This window comes from Streptomyces nigra, from assembly GCF_003074055.1.
Lineage (GTDB): Bacteria > Actinomycetota > Actinomycetes > Streptomycetales > Streptomycetaceae > Streptomyces > Streptomyces nigra.
The window spans coordinates 2,431,138-2,454,045 of sequence record NZ_CP029043.1; the positions used below are offsets into that span (position 1 = coordinate 2,431,138).

Below are 22,908 nucleotides of genomic sequence, written 5' to 3' on the forward strand. Positions count from 1 at the left end.
TCACACGCCCCTACTCCACCTCGATGCCGTAGTCCTGGAGGAGTTCTTCGAGACCTCGTGCGTAGCCCTTTCCGCCGAGGACGAAGTCCCAGTCACCGTTCGGCCGGTGCCGGAAGGAGCCCAGCACCAAGGCCGTCTCCCCGGCACGGCCGTCCGAGAGCCCGCGCAGGGCGTCGGGAACCGCTACCGTGCGGCCAAGGCGACGACCCGGCAACCGCGCGGACGGGTTCAACAGCCCTCAGGAGGCCCTTGACCGCCGAGGGCAGAAGCAGCCCACCCGGCGCCCTGAGGGGGCGGTCAGTGAGAGTGACCGCTCGGCGCCGACGCAGCGTTCTTGACCGTCAGAGGCAGCAGCTTCTTGCCCGTCGGGCCGATCTGGATGTGGGTGTCCATCTGAGGACACACGCCGCAATCGAAGCACGGCGTCCAGCGGCAGTCCTCGACCTCCGTCTCGTCGAGGGCGTCCTGCCAGTCCTCCCAGAGCCAGTCCTTGTCGAGGCCGGAGTCCAGGTGGTCCCAAGGGAGGACCTCCTCGTACGTGCGCTCGCGCGTCGTGTACCAGTCGACGTCGACGCCGAACGGGGCCAGCGCCTTGTCCGCGCAGGCCATCCAGCGGTCGTAGGAGAAGTGCTCGCGCCAGCCGTCGAAGCGGCCGCCGTCGTCGTAGACCGCACGGATGACGGCGCCGATGCGGCGGTCGCCGCGGGAGAGCAGGCCCTCGACGATGCCGGGCTTGCCGTCGTGGTAGCGGAAGCCGATGGAGCGGCCGTACTTCTTGTCGCCGCGGATCTTGTCGCGGAGCTTCTCCAGGCGGGCGTCCGTCTCCTCCGCCGAGAGCTGCGGGGCCCACTGGAAGGGGGTGTGGGGCTTGGGGACGAAGCCGCCGATGGAGACCGTGCAGCGGATGTCGTTGGAGCGCGAGACCTCTCGGCCCTTCGCGATCACCTTGGTCGCCATGTCTGCGATCTGCAGGACGTCCTCGTCGGTCTCCGTCGGCAGGCCGCACATGAAGTACAGCTTCACCTGGCGCCAGCCGTTGCCGTACGCGGTGGCGACCGTGCGGATCAGGTCGTCCTCGGAGACCATCTTGTTGATGACCTTGCGCATGCGCTCGGAGCCGCCCTCGGGGGCGAAGGTGAGGCCGGAGCGGCGGCCGTTGCGCGTCAGCTCGTTCGCCAGGTCGACGTTGAAGGCGTCCACGCGGGTGGAGGGGAGGGAGAGGCCGATCTTGTCTTCCTCGTACCGGTCCGCCAGGCCCTTCGCGATGTCGCCGATCTCCGAGTGGTCGGCCGAGGAGAGGGACAGCAGGCCCACCTCTTCGAAGCCTGTCGCCTTCAGGCCCTTTTCGACCATGTCACCGATGCCGGTGATGGAGCGTTCACGAACCGGGCGGGTGATCATGCCGGCCTGGCAGAAGCGGCATCCTCGGGTGCAGCCGCGGAAGATCTCCACGGACATGCGCTCGTGGACGGTCTCGGCCAGCGGCACGAGGGGCTGCTTGGGATAGGGCCACTCATCGAGGTCCATGACGGTGTGCTTGGAGACCCGCCACGGGACGCCCGACCTGTTGGGGACCACGCGGGCGATCCGGCCGTCGGGGAGGTACTCGACGTCGTAGAACGCCGGGATGTAGACACCGCCGGTCTTCGCCAGGCGGAACAGGACCTCCTCGCGGCCGCCGGGCCGGCCCTCGGCCTTCCACTCGCGGATGACGCGGGTCATGTCCAGGACGGCCTGCTCGCCGTCGCCGATGACGGCGGCGTCGATGAAGTCGGCGATCGGCTCGGGGTTGAACGCGGCGTGTCCGCCGGCCAGCACGATCGGGTCGTCGATCGTGCGGTCCTTGGACTCCAGCGGGATGCCCGCGAGGTCCAGGGCGGCCAGCATGTTCGTGTAGCCGAGCTCGGTGGAGAAGGACAGGCCGAACACGTCGAAGGCCTTCACCGGGCGGTGGCTGTCCACCGTGAACTGCGGGACGTGGTGCTCCCGCACCAGGGCCTCCAGGTCCGGCCACACGCTGTAGGTGCGCTCGGCGAGGACGCCCTCCTGCTCGTTCAGGACCTCGTAGAGGATCATGACGCCCTGGTTGGGCAGCCCGACCTCGTAGGCGTCGGGGTACATGAGCGCCCAGCGGACGTCGCAGGACTCCCACGGCTTGACCGTGGAGTTGAGTTCTCCGCCGACGTACTGAATCGGCTTCTGCACATGCGGGAGCAGAGCTTCGAGCTGCGGGAACACGGACTCGGCGGCCGCAGCGGTTTCGGCAGACATCTCGCGAACCTTCGTGAGCTGGACTGAACTGACAGGGGTGACCATCTAGCGTAACGCGGCGCCGGACCCCCTCAGCACGCCCGATGGCTCACAGGGCGTCCGCCCTGTGCTTCACCCCGTCCCAGAATCCGGGCAGCCCGGCCTCCACGGCGGCCGCCCGCTGCTCCTCCCGTCCGTACAGCAGCCCGAAGGTGAAGGCGCTGTGGCCCGCGGCGTGCGCGCCGGCGGCCAGCTCGCGCAGGGTCTGGCGGGCCATGACGCTGTCCTGGTGCTCGCCCAGCAGGTTCTGCAGAGCCTTCATGGACTTGACCAGGTCCTTGGCGGGGCCGTCGAGGGCCGGTACGGCCGCCTCCGCCGCGTACCGGGTCCGCTTGGTCTTCTTGCGGGCCTCGTGGATGGCCACGTCGCGCTCGGCGCCGGGCTCCAGGTCCAGTGCCTGCCGCACCAGCGCGGCCACCTTGCCGAAGTCCTTGCGTACGGCCTTGCCGAGCACCTTGGCCGGCTTCTTCCCGGCGGCCTTCAGCAGTGGCGGGTCGGCGAGCACGCCGTCGAGCGCGTCGAGCAGTGCCAGATAGCGGCGGGAGTCGAGGACGCCGATGAGCCGGGCGCTCGCGCCGCCGGGCCGCTCCCCCGCCCAGCTGCTCAGCCGCTCGGCGACGGGCCCGGCGACCAGGGAGGGCGGCACCTCGGCGAGGGCGGCGGAGAGGCGTTCGTTCAGGACTTCACGGTCCCGGTCCACGCCGAGCTCACCGGCCAGCCATTTCAGCTCGTCGGCGATCGGGTCGGTGACGGAGCGGTCGAGGACCTTGCCGAAGGACTTGAAGGCGCTTCGGGTGCGGCGGGTGGCGACGCGCATGCTGTGCACGGAGTCCTCGGTGTCCTGGCGCACGGCGGGGTCGAGGGCGACGATCGTGTCGCGCTGGGTGCGCAGATAGGCGAGGACGTGGTCGCCCGCGGTCCCCGACGGCTCCGGCGACGCGGCGGCGAGTGTCCTCGGAGCGGTCTCGGCCAGGGCGCGGGCCAGCTTGGACGGCGACGCGGACGGCCGTACGCCCGCCTTGCGCAGCTTCTTCTCGACCTGGTCGAGCAGGGCGGGGTCGCCGTCGTCGGCCAGTTCCACCTCGATCTCGGTCCACTGGGTGCGGCCGCCGCCTCCGGTGAGCCGCTCGGCCCGGACGGCGTCGACGCTGATCTCGGCGAGCACCCGTCCGTCGGCGTCCACGAGGTCACGGGCGTCGCGGTCGGACCGCAGCCGGATCACCGGCACGAGTTGGGCGGTACGGACCCGTGAGCGGACCAGGGCGGCGAGGTCGTCGGGAAGTGTGTCGGAGAGCGGGGCCTGGATCTCGTCCCGGACGCCGGGGGCGACGGGGAATTTCAGATGCCAGCCGGCGTCGGAGCCGCCGGTGCGGCGACGGAGGGTGACCGACGCTCCGGCGAGGCGTTCGTCGGTGGTGTCGTAGTAGGTGGCGTCCAGGTGCGCGACCCCTTTGTCGATCACGGCCGCGACCCCGGCGACACCGGTCAGGTCGGGCAGGCTGCTGTCGTCGGACTCGTACTTCCGCTCGATCTCGCGCTTGGTGTCCGCCATGAACCGAATGTAAGCGGAGACCGGGTGCGGCGACAGGTTCTGCCGGCCCTGAACCGCCCGGTGTACGGCGGCTCAGGCCGACATCGGGCGTTGCACCCGGATGGACTGGAGCAGTCCGACCGCCACCCAGACGGCGAACATCGACGATCCTCCGTAGGACACGAATGGCAGCGGCAGACCGGTGACCGGCATGATTCCGAGGGTCATCCCGACGTTCTCGAAGGACTGGAAGGCGAACCAGGCGACGATGCCCGCCGCGACGATCGTGCCGTACAGCTCGGTGGTCTCGCGGGCGATACGGCAGGCGCGCCAGAGGATGATGCCGAGCAGCAGGATGATCAGTCCGCCGCCGACGAAGCCGAGCTCCTCCCCCGCCACCGTGAAGACGAAGTCGGTCTGCTGCTCGGGGACGAACTGGCCGGTGGTCTGCGAGCCGTGGAACAGCCCCGACCCGGTCAGCCCGCCGGAGCCGATCGCGATGCGCGCCTGGTTGGTGTTGTAGCCGACGCCGGCCGGGTCGAGCTCGGGGTTGGCGAAGGCGGCGAAGCGGGCGATCTGGTAGTCGTCGAGGACGCCGAGCTGCCAGACGGCGATAGCGCCGCTGGTGCCCGCGCCGATGAGGCCGAATACCCAGCGGTTGGAGGCGCCGGAGGCGAGCAGCACCCCGAGCACGATGATGACCATGACCATGACCGAGCCGAGGTCGGGCATGAGCAGGACGATCAGCATGGGTACGGCGGCCAGGCCGAGGGCCTGCACGACCGTGCGGTGGTCGGGGTACTGCTTGTCGCCCGCGTCGACGCGCGCGGCCAGCAGCATCGCCATGCCCAGGATGATCGTGACCTTGACGAACTCCGAGGGCTGCAGCGAGAAGCCGCCGGGGAGCTTGATCCAGGAGTGGGCGCCGTTGATGGTGGAGCCGAGCGGGGTGAGCACCAGCAGGATCAGGAAGACGGACAGGCCGTAGAGGATGGGCACGGCCGTGCGCAGGGCGCGGTGGCCCAGCCACACGGTCCCGACCATGAGGGCGAGGCCGATCCCCGTGTTCAGCAGGTGCCGGACCAGGAAGTAGTACGGGTCGCCCTGGTTGAGCTCGGTGCGGTTGCGGGTCGCCGAGTAGACCAGGACGCAGCCGATCAGCGACAGGGCGATTCCGGCCAGCAGTATCGGCCAGTCCAGTCGGCGGGCCAGCGAGTCACGGGCGAGCAGGCGGGACAGGCCCGCCCGCTGTGGCCCGTAACCGGAGACCTGGAAGCTGTTGGCGCCGGTCATGTGAGCATCCTCCGGCTTCCCCGCCTGCGGTTCCTGCGCCGCCGGCGCCGGGTGTCACGGTTCTCGGGCGACTGGGTGGACACGGTCCCGGCGAGCTGCGGGTCCGGTTCGGTCTCGTTCTTCTGGGTGGCGCGCTGCTCCTTGGCCGGGTCCTTGGAGACCTTCGGCGAGGAGATGGTGCCGTCGGTGCGGACCTTCGGCAGCTTCTTCTGCGGGCTGGGCAGCAGCGCGTTCTTCTTGTCGATGGTGCCGTCGTCGGCGACGCCGTACAGGGCGTCGTAGATGTTGCGGACGGCGGGGCCGGAGGCGCCGGAACCCGTACCACCCTGGGAGATCGTCATGACGACCGAGTAGTCCTTGGTGTACGTCGCGAACCACGAGGTGGTCTGCTTGCCGTAGACCTCGGCGGTACCGGTCTTGGCGTGCATGGGGATCTTGTCCTGGGGCCAGCCGACGTCGGCGAACCGCCAGGCGGCGGTACCGCGGGTGGCGACTCCGGCGAGGGCGTCGTCCATCTCGGCGAGCGTCTTACGGCTTATCGGCAGCTTGCCGTGCGACGTGGGCTTCAGCTCCTCGACGGTCCTGCCGTCGGCGCTGAGCACGGCCTTGCCGACGGTGGGGTCGTAGAGCGTGCCGCCGTTGGAGATGGCCGCGTAGATCGTGGCCATCTGGATCGGGGTGACGAGGGTGTCGCCCTGGCCGATGGAGTAGTTGACGGAGTCACCCGCGCGCAGCCGGTTGCCTTCGAGGCAGTTCTCGTAGGCGATCTGCTCGGCGTAGGAGCCGCCCTTCTTGCCGTACTTGCACCAGGCGTCCTTGTTGGCCTTCCAGTAGTCCTGCTTCCACTTGCGGTCGGGGACGCGGCCCGTGACCTCGTTGGGCAGGTCGATACCGGTCTCGGCGCCGAGGCCGAACTGGTGGGCGGTCTTGTAGAACCAGTCCTTGGCGTTCTTCTTCGGCTTGGTGCCGCCGTCGCGCTTCCACTCCTGGTGGGAGAGCCGGTAGAAGACGGTGTCGCAGGACACCTCCAGGGCGCGGCCGAGGCTGATGCCGCCGTAGCTCTGGGACTCGAAGTTCTTGAAGACCTGGCCGCCGATCGAGTACGAGCTGGAGCATTCGTAGGGGCCGTCGAAGGAGTACCCGGCGTTGACCGCGGCAGCGGTCGGGATGACCTTGAAGATCGAGCCGGGTGCCGACTGGCCCTGGATGGCGCGGTTGAGCAGCGGGTAGTTGGAGGACTTGCCCGTGAGCTGCTTGTAGTCCTTCGCGGAGATGCCGCCCACCCAGGCGTTGGGGTCGTAGGTGGGGTTGGAGGCCATCGCGACGATGCGGCCGGTCTTGGCCTCCATCACCACGACCGCGCCCGAGTCGGCCTTGTACGGCTCGTTGGTGTTGCGGTCCCACTCCTTGCGGGCCTGCTTCATGGCCTCGTTCAGCTCGTACTCGGCGACCCGCTGGACGCGGGCGTCGATGCTGGTGACGAGGTTGGCGCCGGGCTGGGCGGGGTCCGCCTCGGCCTCGCCGATGACCCGGCCGAGGTTGTCGACCTCGTAGCGGGTGACGCCGGCCTTGCCGCGCAGCGCCTTGTCGTACTGCCGCTCGAGGCCGGAGCGGCCGACCTGGTCGGAGCGCAGATACGGGGAGTCGGTGTCCTGGGCCTGCTGGAGCTCCTCGTCGGTGACCGGGGAGAGGTAGCCGAGGACCTGGGCGGTGTTGGCGCCGCCGGGGCTCGGGTACCGGCGCAGGGCCTGGGGTTCGGCGGTGATGCCGGGGAAGTCCTCGGCGCGCTCGCGGATCTGGAGGGCCTGCTTGGGGGTGGCCTCGTCGGTGATGGGGATCGGCTGGTAGGGCGAGCCGTTCCAGCAGGGCTGGGGGGTCTTGGAGTCGCAGAGGCGGACCTTCTCCATGACCTCGGCGGGCTTCATGCCGAGCACGCCGGCCAGCTTGGCGAGGACGGCCTTGCCGTCGTCGGGCATCTTCAGCAGGTCGGTGCGGGAGGCGGAGACCACGAGCCGGGTCTCGTTGTCCGCGAGGGGCACGCCGCGGGCGTCCAGGATCGAGCCGCGGACGGCGGGCTGGACGACCTGCTGGACGTGGTTGCCCGACGCCTCCTTGGCGTAGGCCTCGCCCTCGCGGATCTGGAGGTACCACAGGCGTCCGCCGAGGGTGCCCAGAAGGGAGAGGACGAGGATCTGGATGACGACGAGCCGGATCTGGACGCGGGGCGTCCGGCCGGTCTCGGGAATGTTGCTCACTGCGGCTGCCTCCCCCTCTCCCTGTGTGGGCCGGTGTGCGTGGGCCGATGCGCGTCGGACGGCGCGATGACGGACGTCTGTGCGGATGGTCCGTATGGCTGTGCGTGTACGAGTGTGGAACGTCCCGTCCGCGAGCCGGGGTTCCCTTCCGGCTCACCCGTCCGGGTGAACTCCGCGGGCCTCACAGGCGCTTGACCCCCTTGATGCGTCCGGCGCGTGCCGTGCGCGCCCGGACCGTGCGGACCTTCAGGCCGCCCCGCTGGCCGCCGATCCGCAGACCGGTGCCGCCGGAGAGCCAGCCGGAGGAGATGTCGGCCTTCTTCGCCTGGGTGCTGGTCTCGGCGAGCGGGTCGTTCTCCGCGCGCCGGGCCAGCGCCATGATCCCGGGGACGACGAACGGCGCGAGCAGCAGGTCGTAGAGCGCCGCCGTGAACAGGAGGCTGCCGAGGCCCACATGACGGGCGGTGGTGTCGCCGACGAGCGCGCCGACGCCCGCGTACAGCAGCGTCGTGCCGAGCGCGGCGACGACCACGACGACCATGGGCCCGGTGGCCGACTTGAGCTTGCCGTTGTCCGGTTTGAACAGGCCGGCGAGATAACCGATGACGCACAGCACCAGCGCGTAGCGGCCGGCGGCGTGGTCGGCGGGCGGGGCGAGGTCGGCGAGCAGACCGGCGCCGAAGCCGATGAGGGCGCCGCCGACATGGCCGTAGACCAGGGCGAGGCCGAGGACGGTCAGGAGCAGCAGGTCCGGGACGGCGCCGGGCAGATGGAGCCGGGCGAGGACGCTCACCTGGACGACCAGGGCGACGACGACCAGGGAGGTGGAGAGCAGGATCCGGTTGACGCGCATGAGCAGCTCCTACTGGTCTTGCTCGTACTGGTACAGGTCGTCGGCGCGGGGCCGCAGGCCCCCGGCCAGGGGCTGGTCCTGGGTGTCGCCCTGCTGTTGCTGCCCGTCGCCCTCCGGCACCTCGGCGCCCGGCGTCACGGTGACCGTGACGGTCGGCGTGGGCTTCGGCTTGGGCTTGTCGGGCAGCACCGTGTCGCGCGGGTCCTTCTTCGGCGCCTGGACGACGACGCCCACGACGTCGAGCTTGGAGAAGCCGACGTACGGCGTCACGTACAGGGTGCGGGTCAGACCGCCGCCGGACGGGTCGACGCGGGAGACGACACCGACGGGGACGCCGGGGACGAACGGCTTGTCGGCCTGCGAGCCGAAGGTGACGAGCCGGTCGCCCTTCTTCACCTCGGCCTTGCCGTTGAGGAGTTCTACCCGCAGCGGGCGGTCACCCTGGCCGGAGGCGAAGCCGAGTTCGTCGGTGGACTCCATACGGGTGCCGACGGTGAAGTCGGGGTCGTTGGCGAGCAGGACCGTCGCGGTGTTGGGGCCGACGGTGGTGACGCGGCCGACCAGTCCGTCGCCGTTCAGGACGGTCATGTCGCGTTCGATGCCGTCCTCGGCGCCGGCGTCGATGGTGATGGTCCAGGAGAAGCCCTGGGCCGCTCCTATCGCGATGACCTGGGCGCCCTTGATGCCGTACTGGCCCTCGCCGGCGACCTTCAGCATCTTGTCGAGCTGCTTGAGGCGGCTGCGGTTGCGGTCGTCGCTGCCGAGCTTCGCCTTGAGGGCCGCGTTCTCCTGCTCCAGGCGCGCGAGCCGGTCGTGGCGCTCGCCGGAGTCGCGGATGGCGGCGACCGCGTTGCCGACCGGGTTCACCGCGGACGACACACCGTCCTCCACCGGGCCGAAGACGGTGGCGGCGGCCTGGCGGGCACCGTCGACCGGGGAGTCCTCACCGCCGCGGATGTCCACCGTGATCAGTGCGAACGCGATGGCGACCAGCAGCACCAGGAGCAGCCGGCTCTCTCGTGTGTCCCTCACGTGCGGCGGCCGTGCCCTTCCTCATTGGAATGTGCGGGGGTTGGGGTGTTCAGCTGTGGGGAGGCATATGCGCGAGCTTAAGCCTCCGAATCAACGATCCGCCGCACGAGAGGCGGTCGTCTCGTACGGCGGAACGAAAGCGTTACGTCATCTGCGCGGCTGGGCGTCGAGCACCTGCTGCAGCGCCTCGAACTCCTCGACGCACTTGCCGGATCCGAGCGCCACGCTGTCCAGCGGGTCCTCGGCGATGTGGATCGGCATGCCCGTCTCGCGGCGCAGCCGCTCGTCGAGGCCGCGCAGCAGGGCGCCGCCGCCGGTCAGGACGATTCCCCGGTCCATGATGTCGCCGGACAGCTCCGGCGGGCACTTGTCGAGGGTCGTCTTGACGGCGTCCACGATGGCGTTGACCGGTTCCTCGATGGCCTTGCGTACTTCGGCCGCGGAGATGACGACGGTCTTCGGCAGTCCGGAGACGAGGTCCCGGCCGCGGATTTCGGTGTGCTCGTCGGAGTCGAGGTCGTACGCCGAGCCGATCGTGATCTTGATCTGTTCGGCCGTGCGCTCACCCAGCAGGAGCGAGTACTCCTTCTTGATGTGCTGGATGATCGCGTTGTCCAGCTCGTCGCCCGCGACCCGGATGGACTGGGCGGTGACGATGCCGCCGAGGGAGATGACCGCGACCTCCGTGGTGCCGCCGCCGATGTCCACCACCATGTTGCCCGTGGCCTCGTGGACCGGCAGGCCGGAGCCGATGGCCGCGGCCATGGGCTCCTCGATGATGTGCACCTGGCGGGCGCCGGCCTGGGACGACGCCTCGATGACGGCGCGGCGCTCGACGCCGGTGATGCCCGAGGGCACACAGACGACGACCCGCGGACGAGCCAGATACCGCCGCTTGTGGATCTTCAGGATGAAGTAGCGGAGCATCCGCTCGGTGATCTCGAAGTCGGCGATGACGCCGTCCTTCAGCGGCCGCACGGCCACGATGTTGCCCGGCGTGCGCCCGATCATCTTCTTCGCCTCGGCGCCGACCGCGAGGATGCCACCGGTGTTGGTGTTGATCGCGACGACGGACGGCTCGTTGAGTACGATCCCGCGACCCCTGACGTACACCAGCGTGTTGGCGGTCCCGAGGTCGACAGCCATGTCACGGCCGATGAACGACATTGAGTTCCCCATCAGGATTCGTCTGGCCTTCCTGGGAGCGTTTGACGGCATTTCAGGTCGGCGAAGTGGGTGCTGTGACGTGAAGGCTTCCATCGTAGACGCGCCTGCACGAACACTGCGGGAGGGTCTCCGCCATTGTCAGCAGATGGCGAGGCGCCCCGCTTGTGGAGACGGGCCATCGGGGGCACTCGTTCCCCCGATCGCCCGGCATATGCCACAGGCGGCAGATTACCTGCGGCCGCCCCTCTTGGGGAGCGGCCGGTGGGGTCAGGCTCGGCCCGGGAAGAAAATCTTGACCTCGCGCTCGGCGGACTCCTCGGAGTCGGAGGCGTGGATCAGGTTCTCCCGCACGATCACACCGTAGTCACCGCGGATGGAGCCCGGCGCGGCGGCGATCGGGTCGGTGGGTCCGGCGAGCTGGCGCAGCCCCTCGATGACCCGCTCGCCCTCGACGATCAGGGCGACGACCGGACCGGACGCCATGAACTCCACGAGCGGCTCGTAGAAGGGCTTGCCCTTGTGCTCGCCGTAGTGCTGCTCCAGCGTGTCCTGGTCCAGGGTGCGCAGCTCCAGCGCGGTGATCTGCCAGCCGGCCTTGCGCTCGATACGGCTGATGATCTCGCCGGTCAGGCCTCGACGGACGGCGTCGGGCTTGAGCAGGACGAGGGTGCGCTGGGTCACGGAAGGGCTCCTTCTTACTGCGTACTGCGGGGTGCGGTGGGAAGAGGTTACAGGGCGTGTCCAGGCGCCCGTTACGCAGCGTCAGGTGTGGAGGAGTCGGCCTGCGCGGCGAATCTCGCCTTCGCCTCGTCGACCTTGCGGCCGTAGTGCACCGAGGCCCACCACAGCGCCGCGAAGATGACGCCGAGCACGAACATCATGGGCACGACGAGGCCGGACGCGATGAGCGCGACCTGCAGGGCCCAGCCCAGCGCGACACCGCCGGGGCGGGTCACCAGACCGCACAGCAGCACGCACAGGAACATCGCGATGCCGCTGACCGTCCACACGGTCGCCATCGACAGGTCCGGGTCCTTCATGGCGACCAGACCGGCGAAGCCGATGACGAAGAACTCGCCGATCAGCGTCGAGGAACAGAGCGTACGCATCGGAACTCAGCCCTTCCCGAGCAGCAGCCGGGCCTCGCCGACCGTGATGACGGACCCGGTGACGAGGACACCGCCGCCGGTGAACTCGCCCTCCTCCTCGGCCAGCGTGATCGCGGCCTCCAGGGCGTCCGGCAGCCGGGGCTCGACCTGGACGCGCTCGTCGCCGAACACCTCGACGGCGATGGCCGCGAGTTCGTCGGCGTCCATGGCGCGGTGCGAGGTGTTCTGGGTGACGACGATCTCGGCGAAGATCGGCTCGAACGCCTCCAGCAGGCCCCGGACGTTCTTGTCGGCGCTGGTGCCGACGACGCCGATCAGACGGCTGAAGTCGAACGCCTCCCCGATCGCCTCGGCGGTCACCCGGGCGCCCGCCGGGTTGTGGGCGGCGTCCAGGACGACGGTCGGCGAGCGCCGGACGACCTCCATGCGGCCCGGGGAGGCGACGGCGGCGAACGCCTTGCGGACGGCGTCGATGTCGAGCGGTTCGGCGCGGGCGGCGCCCACCCCGAAGAACGCCTCGACGGCGGCGAGGGCGACGGCGGCGTTGTGCGCCTGGTGGGCGCCGTGCAGCGGGAGGTAGACCTCGGGGTACTCGCCGCCCAGGCCGCGCAGGGTGACGAGCTGGCCGCCGACGGCGACCTGACGGGCGACGACCCCGAACTCCAGACCCTCGCGGGCCACGGTGGCGTCGACCTCCACGGCCTTCTTCAGCAGCACCTGCGCGGCGTCCACCGGCTGCTGGGCCATGATCACGGTGGCGCCCTGCTTGACGACGCCGCCCTTCTCCCCGGCGATCTCACCGGGCGTGGAACCGAGCCGGTCGGTGTGGTCGAGGTCGATCGGCGTCACGACGGCGACGTCCCCGTCGATCACGTTGGTGGCGTCCCAGGAGCCGCCCATGCCGACCTCGACGACGGCGACGTCGACGGGCGCGTCCGCGAAGGCGGCGTACGCCATGCCCGTGAGCACCTCGAAGAACGACAGGCGGAACTCCTGCGAGGAGTCGACCATCTCGATGTACGGCTTGATGTCCTGGTACGTCTCGATGAAGCGCTCGGCGGAGATCGGGGCGCCGTCCAGGCTGATCCGCTCGGTGATCGACTGGACGTGCGGCGAGGTGTAGCGGCCGGTGCGCAGCTCGAAGGCGCCGAGCAGGGCCTCGATCATGCGGGCCGTCGACGTCTTGCCATTGGTGCCCGTGATGTGGATCGACGGGTACGACCGCTGGGGCTCGCCCAGCAGGTCCATGAGCGCGGCGATACGGGCGACCGAGGGCTCCAGTTTGGTCTCGCCCCAGCGGGTCGCCAGCTCCGCCTCGACCTCGCGCAGGGCCTTGTCGACCTCGGGGTCCTCGGGGCGGGCGGGCACGTCGGCCTGCGGCGGCCCGCCCTGGGTGCGCAGGGTGCGGCTGCCGGCCTCGATGACGGCGAGGTCCGGGTCGCGGTCGGTCTCCTCCGCGATGATCTCGTCGAAGGAGTCGAGGGGGTCGGGCTCGTTCTGGTCGCTCACGGGGCCAGTCTACGGAGGCGGACCTGTGGACGTACGCGAAGGCCCCCGGTGCCCGAGAGCACCGGGGGCCTGCTGACCGTCGTCCTGCCTACGCCTGGGGCAGGCGCTCCAGCTGGGCCGTGATGCGGGCGATGTCCTCGTCCGCCTTGGCGAGCCGGCCGCGGATCTTCTCCACGACCTGGTCGGGGGCCTTCGCCAGGAACGCCTCGTTGCCGAGCTTGGCGGTGGCCTGGGCCTTCTCCTTCTCGGCGGCGGCGAGGTCCTTGGCCAGGCGCTTGCGCTCGGCCGCGACGTCGATCACGCCGGACAGGTCGAGGGCGACCTCCGCGCCCTCGACCGGCAGCGTCGCCGTCGCCGTGAAGGCGTCGCCCTCCGGCTGGAGGCGGAGGAGCTGGCGGATGGCCGGCTCGTGCGCGGCGAGGGCCGTGCCGTCCATGGTGAGCCGGGCCGGGACCCGCTGGCCGGGCTGGAGGCCCTGGTCGGCGCGGAAGCGGCGGACCTCGGTGATGACGGACTGGAGCGACTCGATCTCCCGCTCGGCGTCCTGGTCGCGGAAGCCGCTGTCGGCGGGCCAGTCGGCGATCACGATGGACTCGCCGCCGGTCAGGGTGGTCCACAGGGTCTCGGTGACGAACGGGACCACCGGGTGCAGCAGCTTCAGCGTGACGTCGAGGACCTCGCCGAGGACGCGCTTGGAGACCTCGGCCGGCTCGCCGCCCGCCTGGAACGTCGTCTTGGACAGCTCGACGTACCAGTCGAAGACCTCGTCCCACGCGAAGTGGAACAGGGCGTCGGACAGCTTGGCGAACTGGAAGTCGTCGTAGAACGCGTCGACTTCGGCGACGACCGAGTTCAGGCGGGACAGGATCCAGCGGTCCGTCGAGGACATCTTCGACGCGTCGGGCAGCGGGCCCTCGACGGTCGCGCCGTTCATCAGCGCGAAGCGCGTGGCGTTCCAGATCTTGTTGGCGAAGTTGCGGGAGCCCTGGACCCAGTCCTCGCCGATCGGGACGTCGACGCCGGGGTTGGCGCCGCGCGCGAGGGTGAAGCGGAGCGCGTCGGAGCCGTACTTGTCCATCCAGTCCAGCGGGTTGACCGCGTTGCCGAAGGACTTCGACATCTTCTTGCCGAACTGGTCGCGGACCATGCCGTGCAGGGCGATGGTGTGGAACGGCGGGGTGCCGTCCATCGCGTACAGGCCGAACATCATCATCCGGGCGACCCAGAAGAAGAGGATGTCGTAGCCGGTGACCAGGACGGAGTTCGGGTAGAACTTCGCGAGCGACTCGGTCTGTTCGGGCCAGCCGAGCGTGGAGAACGGCCACAGGCCGGAGGAGAACCAGGTGTCGAGGACGTCGGTGTCCTGACGCCAGCCCTCGCCGCTCGGCGGCTCCTCGTCCGGTCCGACGCAGACGACCTCGCCGTTCGGGCCGTACCAGACCGGGATGCGGTGGCCCCACCACAACTGCCGCGAGATGCACCAGTCGTGGAGGTTGTCGACCCAGTCGAAGTACCGCTTCTCCATCTCCTGCGGGTGGATCTTGACCTTGCCGTCGCGGACCGCGTCGCCGGCGGCCTTGGCGAGCGGGCCGACCTTGACCCACCACTGCATGGACAGGCGCGGCTCGATGGTGGTCTTGCAGCGCGAGCAGTGGCCGACGGAGTGGACGTACGGCCGCTTCTCGGCGACGATCCGGCCTTCGGCGCGCAGCGCGGCGACGATGGCGGAGCGGGCCTCGAGCCGGTCCAGGCCCTGGAAGGGGCCGTGGGCGGTGATGACCGCGTGCTCGTCCATGACCGTGATGGCGGGCAGGTCGTGGCGCTGGCCGATCTCGAAGTCGTTCGGGTCGTGGGCCGGGGTCACCTTGACCGCGCCGGTGCCGAACTCGGGGTCGACGTGGGTGTCGGCGACGACCGGGATCGAGCGGTCGGTCAGCGGCAGCCTGATGAGCTTGCCGACCAGGTGCCTGTACCGCTCGTCGTCGGGGTGGACGGCGACGGCGGTGTCGCCGAGCATCGTCTCGGCGCGGGTCGTGGCGACGACGATGGTGTCGTCCCCCTCGCCGTACTTCATGGAGACGAGCTCGCCGTCGTCGTCCTGGTACTCGACCTCGATGTCGGAGATCGCGGTCAGACAGCGCGGGCACCAGTTGATGATGCGCTCGGCGCGGTAGATCAGCTCGTCGTCGTAGAGCCGCTTGAAGATGGTCTGGACGGCCTGGGAGAGGCCCTCGTCCATGGTGAAGCGCTCACGGGACCAGGCGACGCCGTCGCCGAGGCGGCGCATCTGGCCGGAGATCTGGCCGCCGGACTCGGCCTTCCACTTCCAGACGCGCTCGACGAACGCCTCACGGCCGAGGTCGTGGCGGGACTTGCCCTCCTTGCCGAGCTCGCGCTCGACGACGTTCTGCGTGGCGATGCCGGCGTGGTCCATGCCGGGCTGCCACAGCGTCTCGTAGCCCTGCATGCGCTTGCGGCGGGTGAGGGCGTCGATCAGCGTGTGCTCGAAGGCGTGGCCCAGGTGCAGGCTGCCGGTGACGTTCGGCGGCGGGATGACGATGGTGTACGGCGGCTTGTCGCTCTTCTCGTCCGCCTCGAAGTAACCGCGCTCCACCCAGCGCTCGTACAGCGGCCCCTCTACATCGGCCGGCGCGTACTGGGTCGGCAGTTCGGTGTCGGGCGCTGGTGGCTGCTGCTGAGCGTTCTCGGTCACGAGCTCAGTTTAGGGGTGTCTCGGCCGTGTCCCGAAACGCCTTTGTTCTGTAACGGTGGGGACCCCGATGCCGTGGGACCGACGACTCTGCGCCAGGATGTCAGGAACACATAAGCATCTGGAGGGGAACCCAGAAATGAGCTACAACCAGCCGGGCCCGTACGGCGGGCAGCCCCAGCAGCCCGGTCCGTACGGCCAGCCGGGTCCGTACGGCCAGCAGCCGCAGGCACCCCAGCCCGGCTACGGCTACCCCCAGCAGGCGCCGCCGGCCCAGCCGGGCTACGGCTACCCGCAGGCACCCCAGGGTGTCCCCCCGCAGCAGCCCCCCTACGGCCAGCAGCCGTACGGCATGCCCCAGCCCCCGCAGCCGTCCGGCGGCGGCAAGAAGACCGGCCTGATCCTGGGCGCGGTGGCGGTCGTGGCGGCGATCGGCGTGGGCGCGTACTTCCTGCTGGGCAGCGGTGGCGGCGCGGCCGGCGTGGAGGACGACGGCGCGCACAAGTTGGCGACGCCGGAGAAGCTGCTCAGCGACTACACGCGGGCGACAAAGACCGGCGAGAACCTCGGCGGCTCCACCGACACCGCCGAGGACATGGAGAAGAGCGGCGTCAAGAACGGCAAGAGCGTCGTCGGCGTCTACTCCACGGCGGACCTGAGCGGTTACGACCCCAGCGACCCGAGCACGGCGCCGGACCTGACCGAACTCGCGAGCGCGAAGGGCATCACCTACTTCGGCGCCTACGGCGAGATCGAGGACCCCGAGGCGGCGCTGGACAAGTTCTTCGCCGACTTCAAGAAGTCGGCCGACGAGGACAGCTCCTCCTCGTCCCAGGCGGGGAAGTCCAAGTTGGTGGGTGAGGCCGAGTCCGTCGACCTCGACGGCGCGGTCATGAAGTGCCAGGCCGTCCAGGGCACGGACTTGGTGAGCAAGAAGGAGAAGACGGACTGGTTCTGCGCCTGGGCCGACTACAGCACCATCGCGATGGTGTCACCGGGTGACGCCACCCAGGGCATCACCAAGGACGTGGCCGTGGACATCACGTCGAAGGTCCGGTCGGAGATCCGCGTCAAGGCCTGACGCAGCACCGGAACGACGGAAGGGCCCGGTCGGTCGACCGGGCCCTTCCCTGTTGGTCCGTGGTGGCGGTTAAGCCGACTTCTGCTCCCCGGGGCCGCGGCGGGCGTCGCGGGGGATCAGGGTGGGGTTCACGTTCGAGTGGACGACGTCCGCCGTGATGACGACGCGGGCCACGTCCTTGCGGGACGGGACCTCGTACATCACCGACATCAGGACCTCCTCCATGATGGCGCGCAGGCCGCGCGCGCCGGTCTGGCGGAGGATGGCCTGGTCGGCGATGGCCTCCAGGGCCTCACGCTCGAAGTCCAGCTCCACGCCGTCGAGTTCGAAGAGGCGCTGGTACTGCTTCACCAGCGCGTTGCGCGGCTCGACCAGGATCTGGAGCAGGGCCTCGCGGTCCAGGTTGTGGACCGAGGTGATGACGGGGAGACGGCCGATGAACTCGGGGATCATGCCGAACTTCACCAGGTCCTCGGGCATGACGTCCTCGAACTGGTCCTTGGACTCCAGCTCCCGCTTCGAGCGGATCGTCGCGCCGAAGCCGATGCCCTTGGCGCCGGCCCGCGACTCGATGATCTTCTCCAGTCCGGCGAACGCGCCGCCCACGATGAACAGGACGTTCGTCGTGTCGATCTGGATGAACTCCTGATGCGGGTGCTTGCGGCCGCCCTGCGGCGGAACCGAGGCCGTGGTGCCCTCGAGGATCTTCAGGAGGGCCTGCTGGACGCCCTCGCCCGACACGTCGCGCGTGATGGAGGGGTTTTCACTCTTCCTCGCGACCTTGTCGATCTCGTCGATGTAGATGATCCCGGTCTCGGCCTTCTTGACGTCGTAGTCGGCGGCCTGGATCAGCTTCAGCAGGATGTTCTCGACGTCCTCGCCGACGTAGCCGGCCTCCGTCAGCGCCGTCGCGTCGGCGATGGCGAAGGGGACGTTCAGCATGCGGGCCAGCGTCTGCGCGAGCAGCGTCTTGCCGGAGCCCGTCGGGCCGAGCAGCAGGATGTTGGACTTCGCCAACTCGATGGCGTCCTCGCGGTTCTGACCGCCGCCGTTCTCGCCTGCCTGGACCCGCTTGTAGTGGTTGTACACGGCGACCGAGAGGGCCTTCTTGGCCGCTTCCTGGCCGACCACGTACCCCTCGAGGAACTCGTAGATCTCGCGCGGCTTCGGGAGTTCCTCCCAGCGGACCTCACTGGTCTCCGCGAGCTCTTCCTCGATGATCTCGTTGCAGAGATCGATGCACTCGTCGCAGATGTACACACCAGGGCCTGCGATGAGCTTCTTGACCTGCTTCTGGCTCTTGCCGCAGAACGAGCACTTGAGCAGATCGCCGCCGTCACCGATGCGTGCCACGGTGTGCTTCCCCTTCGCCGTGGAGACGACTGGACATCGAGTCCAGCGGCTCCTGGTGCTGCCTTATGTCGACGGTACCTTGCCTGGGCCCCCGTTCGGGCCCCCCTTGGCGCGGTTCACTTTGACGTGCACCATCCCAAACCGTGCCAAGGGGCAGCAGACAATACCGGGTCCGCGTCAGCGAACGTCGGCGTTGTTCATCTTCCGGGTGGAGATGATCTGGTCGATCAGCCCGTACGACAGCGCGTCCTCGGCCGTGAGGATCTTGTCACGCTCGATGTCCTCGCGGATCTTCTCGATCGGCGTGGTGGAGTGCTTGGCCAGCATCTCCTCCAGCTGCGCCCGCATCCGGAGGATCTCGTTGGCGGCGATCTCCAGGTCGGAGACCTGACCCCGGCCGGTCTCGCTGTACGGCTGGTGGATCAGCACACGGGCGTTGGGCAGCGCCATGCGCTTGCCGGGCGTACCGGCGGCCAGCAGGATGGCCGCGGCGGAGGCCGCCTGGCCCATGCAGACCGTCTGGACGTCCGGCTTCACGAACTGCATCGTGTCGTAGATCGCCGTGAGCGCGGTGAAGGAGCCACCGGGGCTGTTGATGTAGACCGAGATGTCCCGGTCGGGGTCCATCGACTCCAGGCACAGCAGCTGCGCCATGACGTCGTTGGCGGAGGCGTCGTCGATCTGGACGCCGAGGAAGATCACGCGCTCCTCGAAGAGCTTCGCGTACGGGTCGTACTCGCGGATGCCCTGCGAGGTGCGCTCGACGAACCGCGGGATCACATACCGGGACTCGGCGCGCGGGCCGGTGTACTCGGCCTCGGTGCGGGCGTACAGGCCGCTGCCGGGGAAGTCGTTCACTGTCTGTCTCCTAGGGGCTGTGGCGGTCGGCTACGGGCGTACGGGGGGCCTCAGGCCGCCCCGGTGCCGCCGCCGCCCGGCATCCCGGCGGCCGTCGGGATGACGTCGTCGATGAGGCCGTACTCCTTGGCCTCGAAGGCGTCGAACCAGCGGTCACGGTCCGAGTCGCGGGTGATCTGCTCGATCGACTGGCCCGTGTGCTGGGCGGTGAGTTCGGCCATGCGCTTCTTGGTGTGCAGCAGCCGCTCGGCGTGGATCTTGATGTCCGAGGCGGAACCGGCCAGACCGGCGGACGGCTGGTGGATCAGGATCTCGGCGTTCGGGAGCGCGAAGCGCTTGCCCGGGGTGCCCGCACTGAGCAGGAACTGCCCCATGGAGGCCGCGAGACCCATGGCGATCGTCACGACGTCGTTCTTGATGAACTGCATGGTGTCGTAGATCGCCATACCGGCCGTGATCGAGCCGCCGGGGCTGTTGATGTACAGGTAAATGTCCTTGTCGGGGTCCGCGGCAAGGAGCAGCAGCTGTGCAGTGATCTTGTTGGCGATGTCGTCGTCGACCGGCTGGCCGAGGAAGATGATCCGCTCGTTGAGCAGCCGGTTGTAGACCTGGTCACCGAGGCCACCACCGATGGAAGGCTCACCGGCGGCGGAGGGCATCAGATTCGTCACGTATCCACCTGCTCGTCTTACGACGGCGCCGGGCCGTCTCACGTGTCCTGCGTGGGCAACGGGGACTCCCCTGCCCTCATACTCATGGACCCTAACGCGCTGGTCCCTTCGGGGAATCCCGGAGCGGCAGGTGTTCGCCGGGGGCGTAGCGCCGGGCGGGTGAGGAGAGGCGGAAGGGCCCGGGGGATCGGGTGATCCTCCGGGCCCTCCCTGGGTCCTGCTGGGCCGCTACGGCGCCGGCTCAGGCCTCGGACTTGTCCTCGGCGGCCTCGTCGGCGGTGCCCTCGGCGGCCTCGACGGTCTCCGTGGCCTGCTCGACCTCGTCCTCGTCGTCCAGGTCCACGATCTCGCCGTTGGTGTCCTTGACCGTGGCCTTCTCGACCACGACGGCCAGGGCCTTGCCGCGGGCGACCTCGCCGACCAGGAGCGGAACCTGGCCGCCCTCGACGACCGCCTGGGCGAACTGGTCGGGGGACATGCCGGAGGAGGCGGCGCGGCGCATGAGGTGCTCGGTGAGCTCCTCCTGGTTGACGTTCAGCTTCTCCTGCTTGACGAGCTCGTCCAGGACGAACTGCGTCTTGATGCCCTTGACCGCGGCTTCCTTGGTCTCGGCGTCGAACTCCTCCTCGGTCTTGCCCTGGATCTCCAGGTACTTCGCGAGGTCGAGGCCCATCTGGCCGAGCTGGTGGTGCTCGAGGTTGTGCTTACGGGTGTTGATCTCGTCCTCGAGGAGCTTCTCGGGGACGGGCACCTCGACCATGTCCAGCAGCTTCTCCAGGACGCGCTCCTGGGCCTGCGTGGCCTGGTCGTACTGCTTCATGTTCTCGAGGCGCTTGCGGCTGTCCGCCTTGAGCTCGTCGAGGGTGTCGAACTCGGAGGCGAGCTGCGCGAAGTCGTCGTCCAGCTCGGGCAGTTCGCGGGCGGCGACCTGGGTGACCTTGACGGTGACCTCGGCCTCCTTGCCGGCCGCCGAGCCGCCCTTGAGCTCGGAGGTGAAGGTGGCCTCGCCACCGGCCTCCAGGCCCTTCACGGCGTCGTCGATGCCCTCCAGCAGCTCACCGGAGCCGATGGTGTACGAGACACCGTCGGCGATGCCGTCCTCGAGGACCTCGCCCTCGACCTTGGCCTCCAGGTCGATGGTGACGACGTCGCCGTCCTGGGCGGCGCGCTCGACCGGGGAGGTCGAGGCGAAGCGCTCGCGCAGCTGCTCGACGGACTTCTCGACGTCCTCGTCGGTGACCTCGACGGCGTCGACCTCGACCTCGATGCCGGAGAAGTCCGGGATCTCGATGGCGGGGCGGACGTCGACCTCGGCGGTGAAGTTCAGCGTCTCGCCGTCCTTCAGCTCGGTGATGTCGACCTCGGGCTGGCCCAGGACGTCGATCTCGGCCTCGTTGACGGCCTCGGTGTAGAACTTCGGAAGCGCGTCGTTGACGGCCTCCTCCAGCACGGCGCCGCGGCCGAACCGCTGGTCGATGACGCGGGCCGGGATCTTGCCCTTGCGGAAGCCCTTCACCGTGACCTGCTGGTTGATCTTCTTGTACGCCGCGTCGAGGCTGTCCTTGAGCTCCTCGAAGGGCACCTCGACAGTGAGCCGAACCCGGGTCGGGTTCAGGGTCTCCACGGCGCTCTTCACGGTTCGGTCTCCTTGTGGCTGACTTCTCGGGTTCTGCCGGCACCAGACCGGTCCGGCGGATTCGCCGCCCGGAGGACTTCGTGGGTTACGGAGAGACACACGGGCGTGCAGCTTGCATAGTAACGGCAGCGAGGACACGGCCCCAAAGGCGATCATCGGCCGTGATCGCACGAGGTGGCCGTGCGGAGGCCGGCGGTGACCGGTCGTGGTCGGGGTGGCGGGATTTGAACCCACGGCCTTCCGCTCCCAAAGCGGACGCGCTACCAAGCTGCGCCACACCCCGTGCTGGTGCGACACGTAGGGTACATGCCCGAAGTCGGCGTGGCCTCCGCATTCCCGGGGTGTGCGACGAGGGGCGCCGACCCGCTACGATGCCTTCAGTGCCGCGGTCCCGGACCTGCGGCGCGTCGCTGTGCGGGCGTAGCTCAATGGTAGAGCCCTAGTCTTCCAAACTAGCTACGCGGGTTCGATTCCCGTCGCCCGCTCTGAACGGCTCAGGGCCAGGCCGGAGGGTTCCTCCTCCGCCTGGCCCTGGTCGTTTTGCGGGGCTGTGTTCAGCCCGCCGTGCCCCCTGCGTGCCCCTTCGGTCTGCGCCCCCTGTCGACCAGGCCGCTCAGCGCCTCGGCGATCAGCCGGTCACGGTCGGCGCTCGCGTGCTGATAGATCAGCGCGGCCCGCGCGGTGCTGTGGCCCATTCGCGCCATCAGCTCACGCGTGCTGGCTCCCGTGGACGCCGCCAGGGTGTTGCCCGTATGCCGAAGATCATGGAAGTGCAGGCCCTTGACCCCTGCCGACTCGCACGCCTTGTGCCACAGCCGGTTGAAGTGGTTCCGACGCGGGGTCGCGCCCTTGGCCCCGACGAAGACGCGGCCGACCGCTCCAGGCTCGGCGTAGCGCTCCAGGTGGTCACGGATGTCCGGCACGATGACGCTCGGGATCGAAACCGTCCGTTTTCCGGCAGCGCTCTTGGGCGCTTTGATCTCACGCTCGCCATTGTTCAGCTCGGTGACCGCGCGGCGGACCCGCAGGGCGCCGGCCTCCAGGTCGAGGTCCCGGCGGTGGAGCCCGATCAGCTCGCCCCAGCGCAGACCGAGGAACCCGGCCATCAGCACGAGCACCCGGTAGCGCGGCTGGATCGCGTCGGCCAGGTCGTAGACCTCCTGAACCGTGGCGGTGGGGCGCTCCGGAGTGTGCACGGTGCTGGCGCCCTGGATGGTGCACGGGTTGCGCCGGATCATCTGGTCGGCGACCGCCGTGCCCAGGATCGCCCTCAGCAGGGCGTACGCCTTGGCGACCGTCGTCGGGCCGGTCCCGGAGGCGAGCTTGTCCGCACGCCAGCGCCGCACGAACGGGGGCGAGATGTCGGTGACGTTGACGTTCCCGAAGGTCGGCTCCAGGTGGTGCCGCAGCAGCGAGCCGTTGGGTACCGCGCGCGGAGCGCTGAGGTCCTCCTGGCCAGCCCGGGAGACCTCACCGACCTCCGCGCCCACAGTTCGCATCGAGCGGGCCAAGCAACGGGAAGCGTCAGCGGCGCCGGGGC

The 22,908-nt window shown here is 69.4% G+C and carries 17 protein-coding genes, 2 tRNA genes and 1 pseudogene; 2 read left to right on the forward strand and 18 right to left on the reverse strand.

What is annotated here, in order from left to right; translation table 11 throughout:
- Positions 1 to 10 precede the first annotated feature (10 nt).
- The 12 genes and pseudogenes from DC008_RS36445 to DC008_RS11295 form a co-directional block, all read right to left on the reverse strand.
- A pseudogene (locus tag DC008_RS36445) lies at positions 11 to 160 on the reverse strand (TerD family protein); the annotation flags it as partial.
- Positions 161 to 297: 137 nt separating this feature from the next.
- Entirely contained in the window at positions 298 to 2,271 is a 1,974-nt protein-coding gene (locus DC008_RS11245) for a TIGR03960 family B12-binding radical SAM protein (protein WP_108706854.1), read from the reverse strand.
- An 88-nt stretch (positions 2,272 to 2,359) separates the two neighbouring features.
- A complete protein-coding gene (locus DC008_RS11250; protein WP_108706855.1) occupies positions 2,360 to 3,862 on the reverse strand; it encodes a CYTH and CHAD domain-containing protein in 1,503 nt (500 codons plus the stop codon).
- A 72-nt stretch (positions 3,863 to 3,934) separates the two neighbouring features.
- Complete coding sequence (rodA, locus tag DC008_RS11255) at positions 3,935 to 5,134, reverse strand: rod shape-determining protein RodA (protein ID WP_108706856.1); 1,200 nt, start codon at positions 5,132 to 5,134, stop codon at positions 3,935 to 3,937.
- On the reverse strand, positions 5,131 to 7,389 hold the full coding sequence (gene mrdA, locus DC008_RS11260) for a penicillin-binding protein 2 (protein WP_108706857.1): 2,259 nt from the start codon (positions 7,387 to 7,389) through the stop codon (positions 5,131 to 5,133). The genes rodA and mrdA overlap by 4 nt, the downstream gene beginning before the upstream one ends.
- Before the next feature lie 181 nt (positions 7,390 to 7,570).
- Entirely contained in the window at positions 7,571 to 8,242 is a 672-nt protein-coding gene (mreD, locus tag DC008_RS11265) for a rod shape-determining protein MreD (protein WP_108706858.1), read from the reverse strand.
- 9 nt (positions 8,243 to 8,251) lie between these two features.
- Positions 8,252 to 9,274 (reverse strand): rod shape-determining protein MreC, encoded by a 1,023-nt coding sequence (gene mreC, locus DC008_RS11270; protein ID WP_108706859.1) that lies wholly within the window; start codon positions 9,272 to 9,274, stop codon positions 8,252 to 8,254.
- 147 nt (positions 9,275 to 9,421) lie between these two features.
- The gene (locus DC008_RS11275; RefSeq protein ID WP_004001297.1) at positions 9,422 to 10,441 is read right to left on the reverse strand and encodes a rod shape-determining protein; all 1,020 of its coding nucleotides are present in this window, start codon (positions 10,439 to 10,441) and stop codon (positions 9,422 to 9,424) included.
- A gap of 267 nt (positions 10,442 to 10,708) precedes the next feature.
- A complete protein-coding gene (gene ndk / locus DC008_RS11280; protein ID WP_019756227.1) occupies positions 10,709 to 11,122 on the reverse strand; it encodes a nucleoside-diphosphate kinase in 414 nt (137 codons plus the stop codon).
- Positions 11,123 to 11,193: 71 nt separating this feature from the next.
- Positions 11,194 to 11,550, reverse strand: coding sequence for a DUF4233 domain-containing protein (locus DC008_RS11285; RefSeq protein WP_108706860.1), 357 nt, complete (start codon positions 11,548 to 11,550; stop codon positions 11,194 to 11,196).
- 6 nt (positions 11,551 to 11,556) lie between these two features.
- Positions 11,557 to 13,059, reverse strand: coding sequence for a bifunctional tetrahydrofolate synthase/dihydrofolate synthase (gene folC, locus DC008_RS11290; protein ID WP_108706861.1), 1,503 nt, complete (start codon positions 13,057 to 13,059; stop codon positions 11,557 to 11,559).
- 88 nt (positions 13,060 to 13,147) lie between these two features.
- Positions 13,148 to 15,772, reverse strand: a complete 2,625-nt coding sequence (locus tag DC008_RS11295; RefSeq protein ID WP_108706862.1) for a valine--tRNA ligase — start codon at positions 15,770 to 15,772, stop codon at positions 13,148 to 13,150.
- A 136-nt stretch (positions 15,773 to 15,908) separates the two neighbouring features.
- Here DC008_RS11295 and DC008_RS11300 point away from each other — a divergent pair, with 136 nt between their 5' ends.
- The gene (locus DC008_RS11300) at positions 15,909 to 16,850 is read left to right on the forward strand and encodes a hypothetical protein (RefSeq protein WP_055623848.1); all 942 of its coding nucleotides are present in this window, start codon (positions 15,909 to 15,911) and stop codon (positions 16,848 to 16,850) included.
- Between the two features lie 69 nt (positions 16,851 to 16,919).
- On the opposite strand, the gene clpX is transcribed toward DC008_RS11300, so the two are convergent.
- The 5 genes from clpX to DC008_RS11325 form a co-directional block, all read right to left on the reverse strand.
- Entirely contained in the window at positions 16,920 to 18,203 is a 1,284-nt protein-coding gene (gene clpX, locus DC008_RS11305; protein ID WP_062669900.1) for an ATP-dependent Clp protease ATP-binding subunit ClpX, read from the reverse strand.
- A 177-nt stretch (positions 18,204 to 18,380) separates the two neighbouring features.
- Positions 18,381 to 19,061 carry an ATP-dependent Clp protease proteolytic subunit gene (locus DC008_RS11310; protein ID WP_108706863.1) on the reverse strand — a complete coding sequence of 227 codons (681 nt, stop codon included), beginning with the start codon at positions 19,059 to 19,061 and terminating at the stop codon, positions 18,381 to 18,383.
- 50 nt (positions 19,062 to 19,111) lie between these two features.
- Positions 19,112 to 19,720, reverse strand: a complete 609-nt coding sequence (locus DC008_RS11315; RefSeq protein ID WP_164492443.1) for an ATP-dependent Clp protease proteolytic subunit — start codon at positions 19,718 to 19,720, stop codon at positions 19,112 to 19,114.
- A 253-nt stretch (positions 19,721 to 19,973) separates the two neighbouring features.
- The gene (tig, locus tag DC008_RS11320; protein WP_108706865.1) at positions 19,974 to 21,368 is read right to left on the reverse strand and encodes a trigger factor; all 1,395 of its coding nucleotides are present in this window, start codon (positions 21,366 to 21,368) and stop codon (positions 19,974 to 19,976) included.
- A gap of 206 nt (positions 21,369 to 21,574) precedes the next feature.
- Positions 21,575 to 21,651: transfer RNA gene (locus tag DC008_RS11325), tRNA-Pro, on the reverse strand.
- A gap of 131 nt (positions 21,652 to 21,782) precedes the next feature.
- Here DC008_RS11325 and DC008_RS11330 point away from each other — a divergent pair.
- Positions 21,783 to 21,853, forward strand: a tRNA-Gly gene (locus tag DC008_RS11330).
- Positions 21,854 to 21,922: 69 nt separating this feature from the next.
- Here the strand turns inward: DC008_RS11330 and DC008_RS11335 are convergent.
- Complete coding sequence (locus DC008_RS11335; protein ID WP_123953996.1) at positions 21,923 to 22,867, reverse strand: tyrosine-type recombinase/integrase; 945 nt, start codon at positions 22,865 to 22,867, stop codon at positions 21,923 to 21,925.
- Positions 22,868 to 22,908: the final 41 nt, after the last annotated feature.

Bases quoted from the DNA above. Each gene is read 5' to 3' on its own strand.
- mreD (WP_108706858.1), bottom strand. From the start codon at position 8,242: ATGCGCGTCAACCGGATCCTGCTCTCCACCTCCCTGGTCGTCGTCGCC.
- DC008_RS11315 (WP_164492443.1), bottom strand. From the start codon at position 19,720: ATGCCCTCCGCCGCCGGTGAGCCTTCCATCGGTGGTGGCCTCGGTGAC.
- DC008_RS11300 (WP_055623848.1), top strand. From the start codon at position 15,909: ATGAGCTACAACCAGCCGGGCCCGTACGGCGGGCAGCCCCAGCAGCCC.
- DC008_RS11245 (WP_108706854.1), bottom strand. From the start codon at position 2,271: ATGTCTGCCGAAACCGCTGCGGCCGCCGAGTCCGTGTTCCCGCAGCTC.
- DC008_RS11335 (WP_123953996.1), bottom strand. From the start codon at position 22,867: ATGCGAACTGTGGGCGCGGAGGTCGGTGAGGTCTCCCGGGCTGGCCAG.
- DC008_RS11275 (WP_004001297.1), bottom strand. From the start codon at position 10,441: ATGTCGTTCATCGGCCGTGACATGGCTGTCGACCTCGGGACCGCCAAC.
- DC008_RS11250 (WP_108706855.1), bottom strand. From the start codon at position 3,862: ATGGCGGACACCAAGCGCGAGATCGAGCGGAAGTACGAGTCCGACGAC.
- rodA (WP_108706856.1), bottom strand. From the start codon at position 5,134: ATGACCGGCGCCAACAGCTTCCAGGTCTCCGGTTACGGGCCACAGCGG.
- DC008_RS11285 (WP_108706860.1), bottom strand. From the start codon at position 11,550: ATGCGTACGCTCTGTTCCTCGACGCTGATCGGCGAGTTCTTCGTCATC.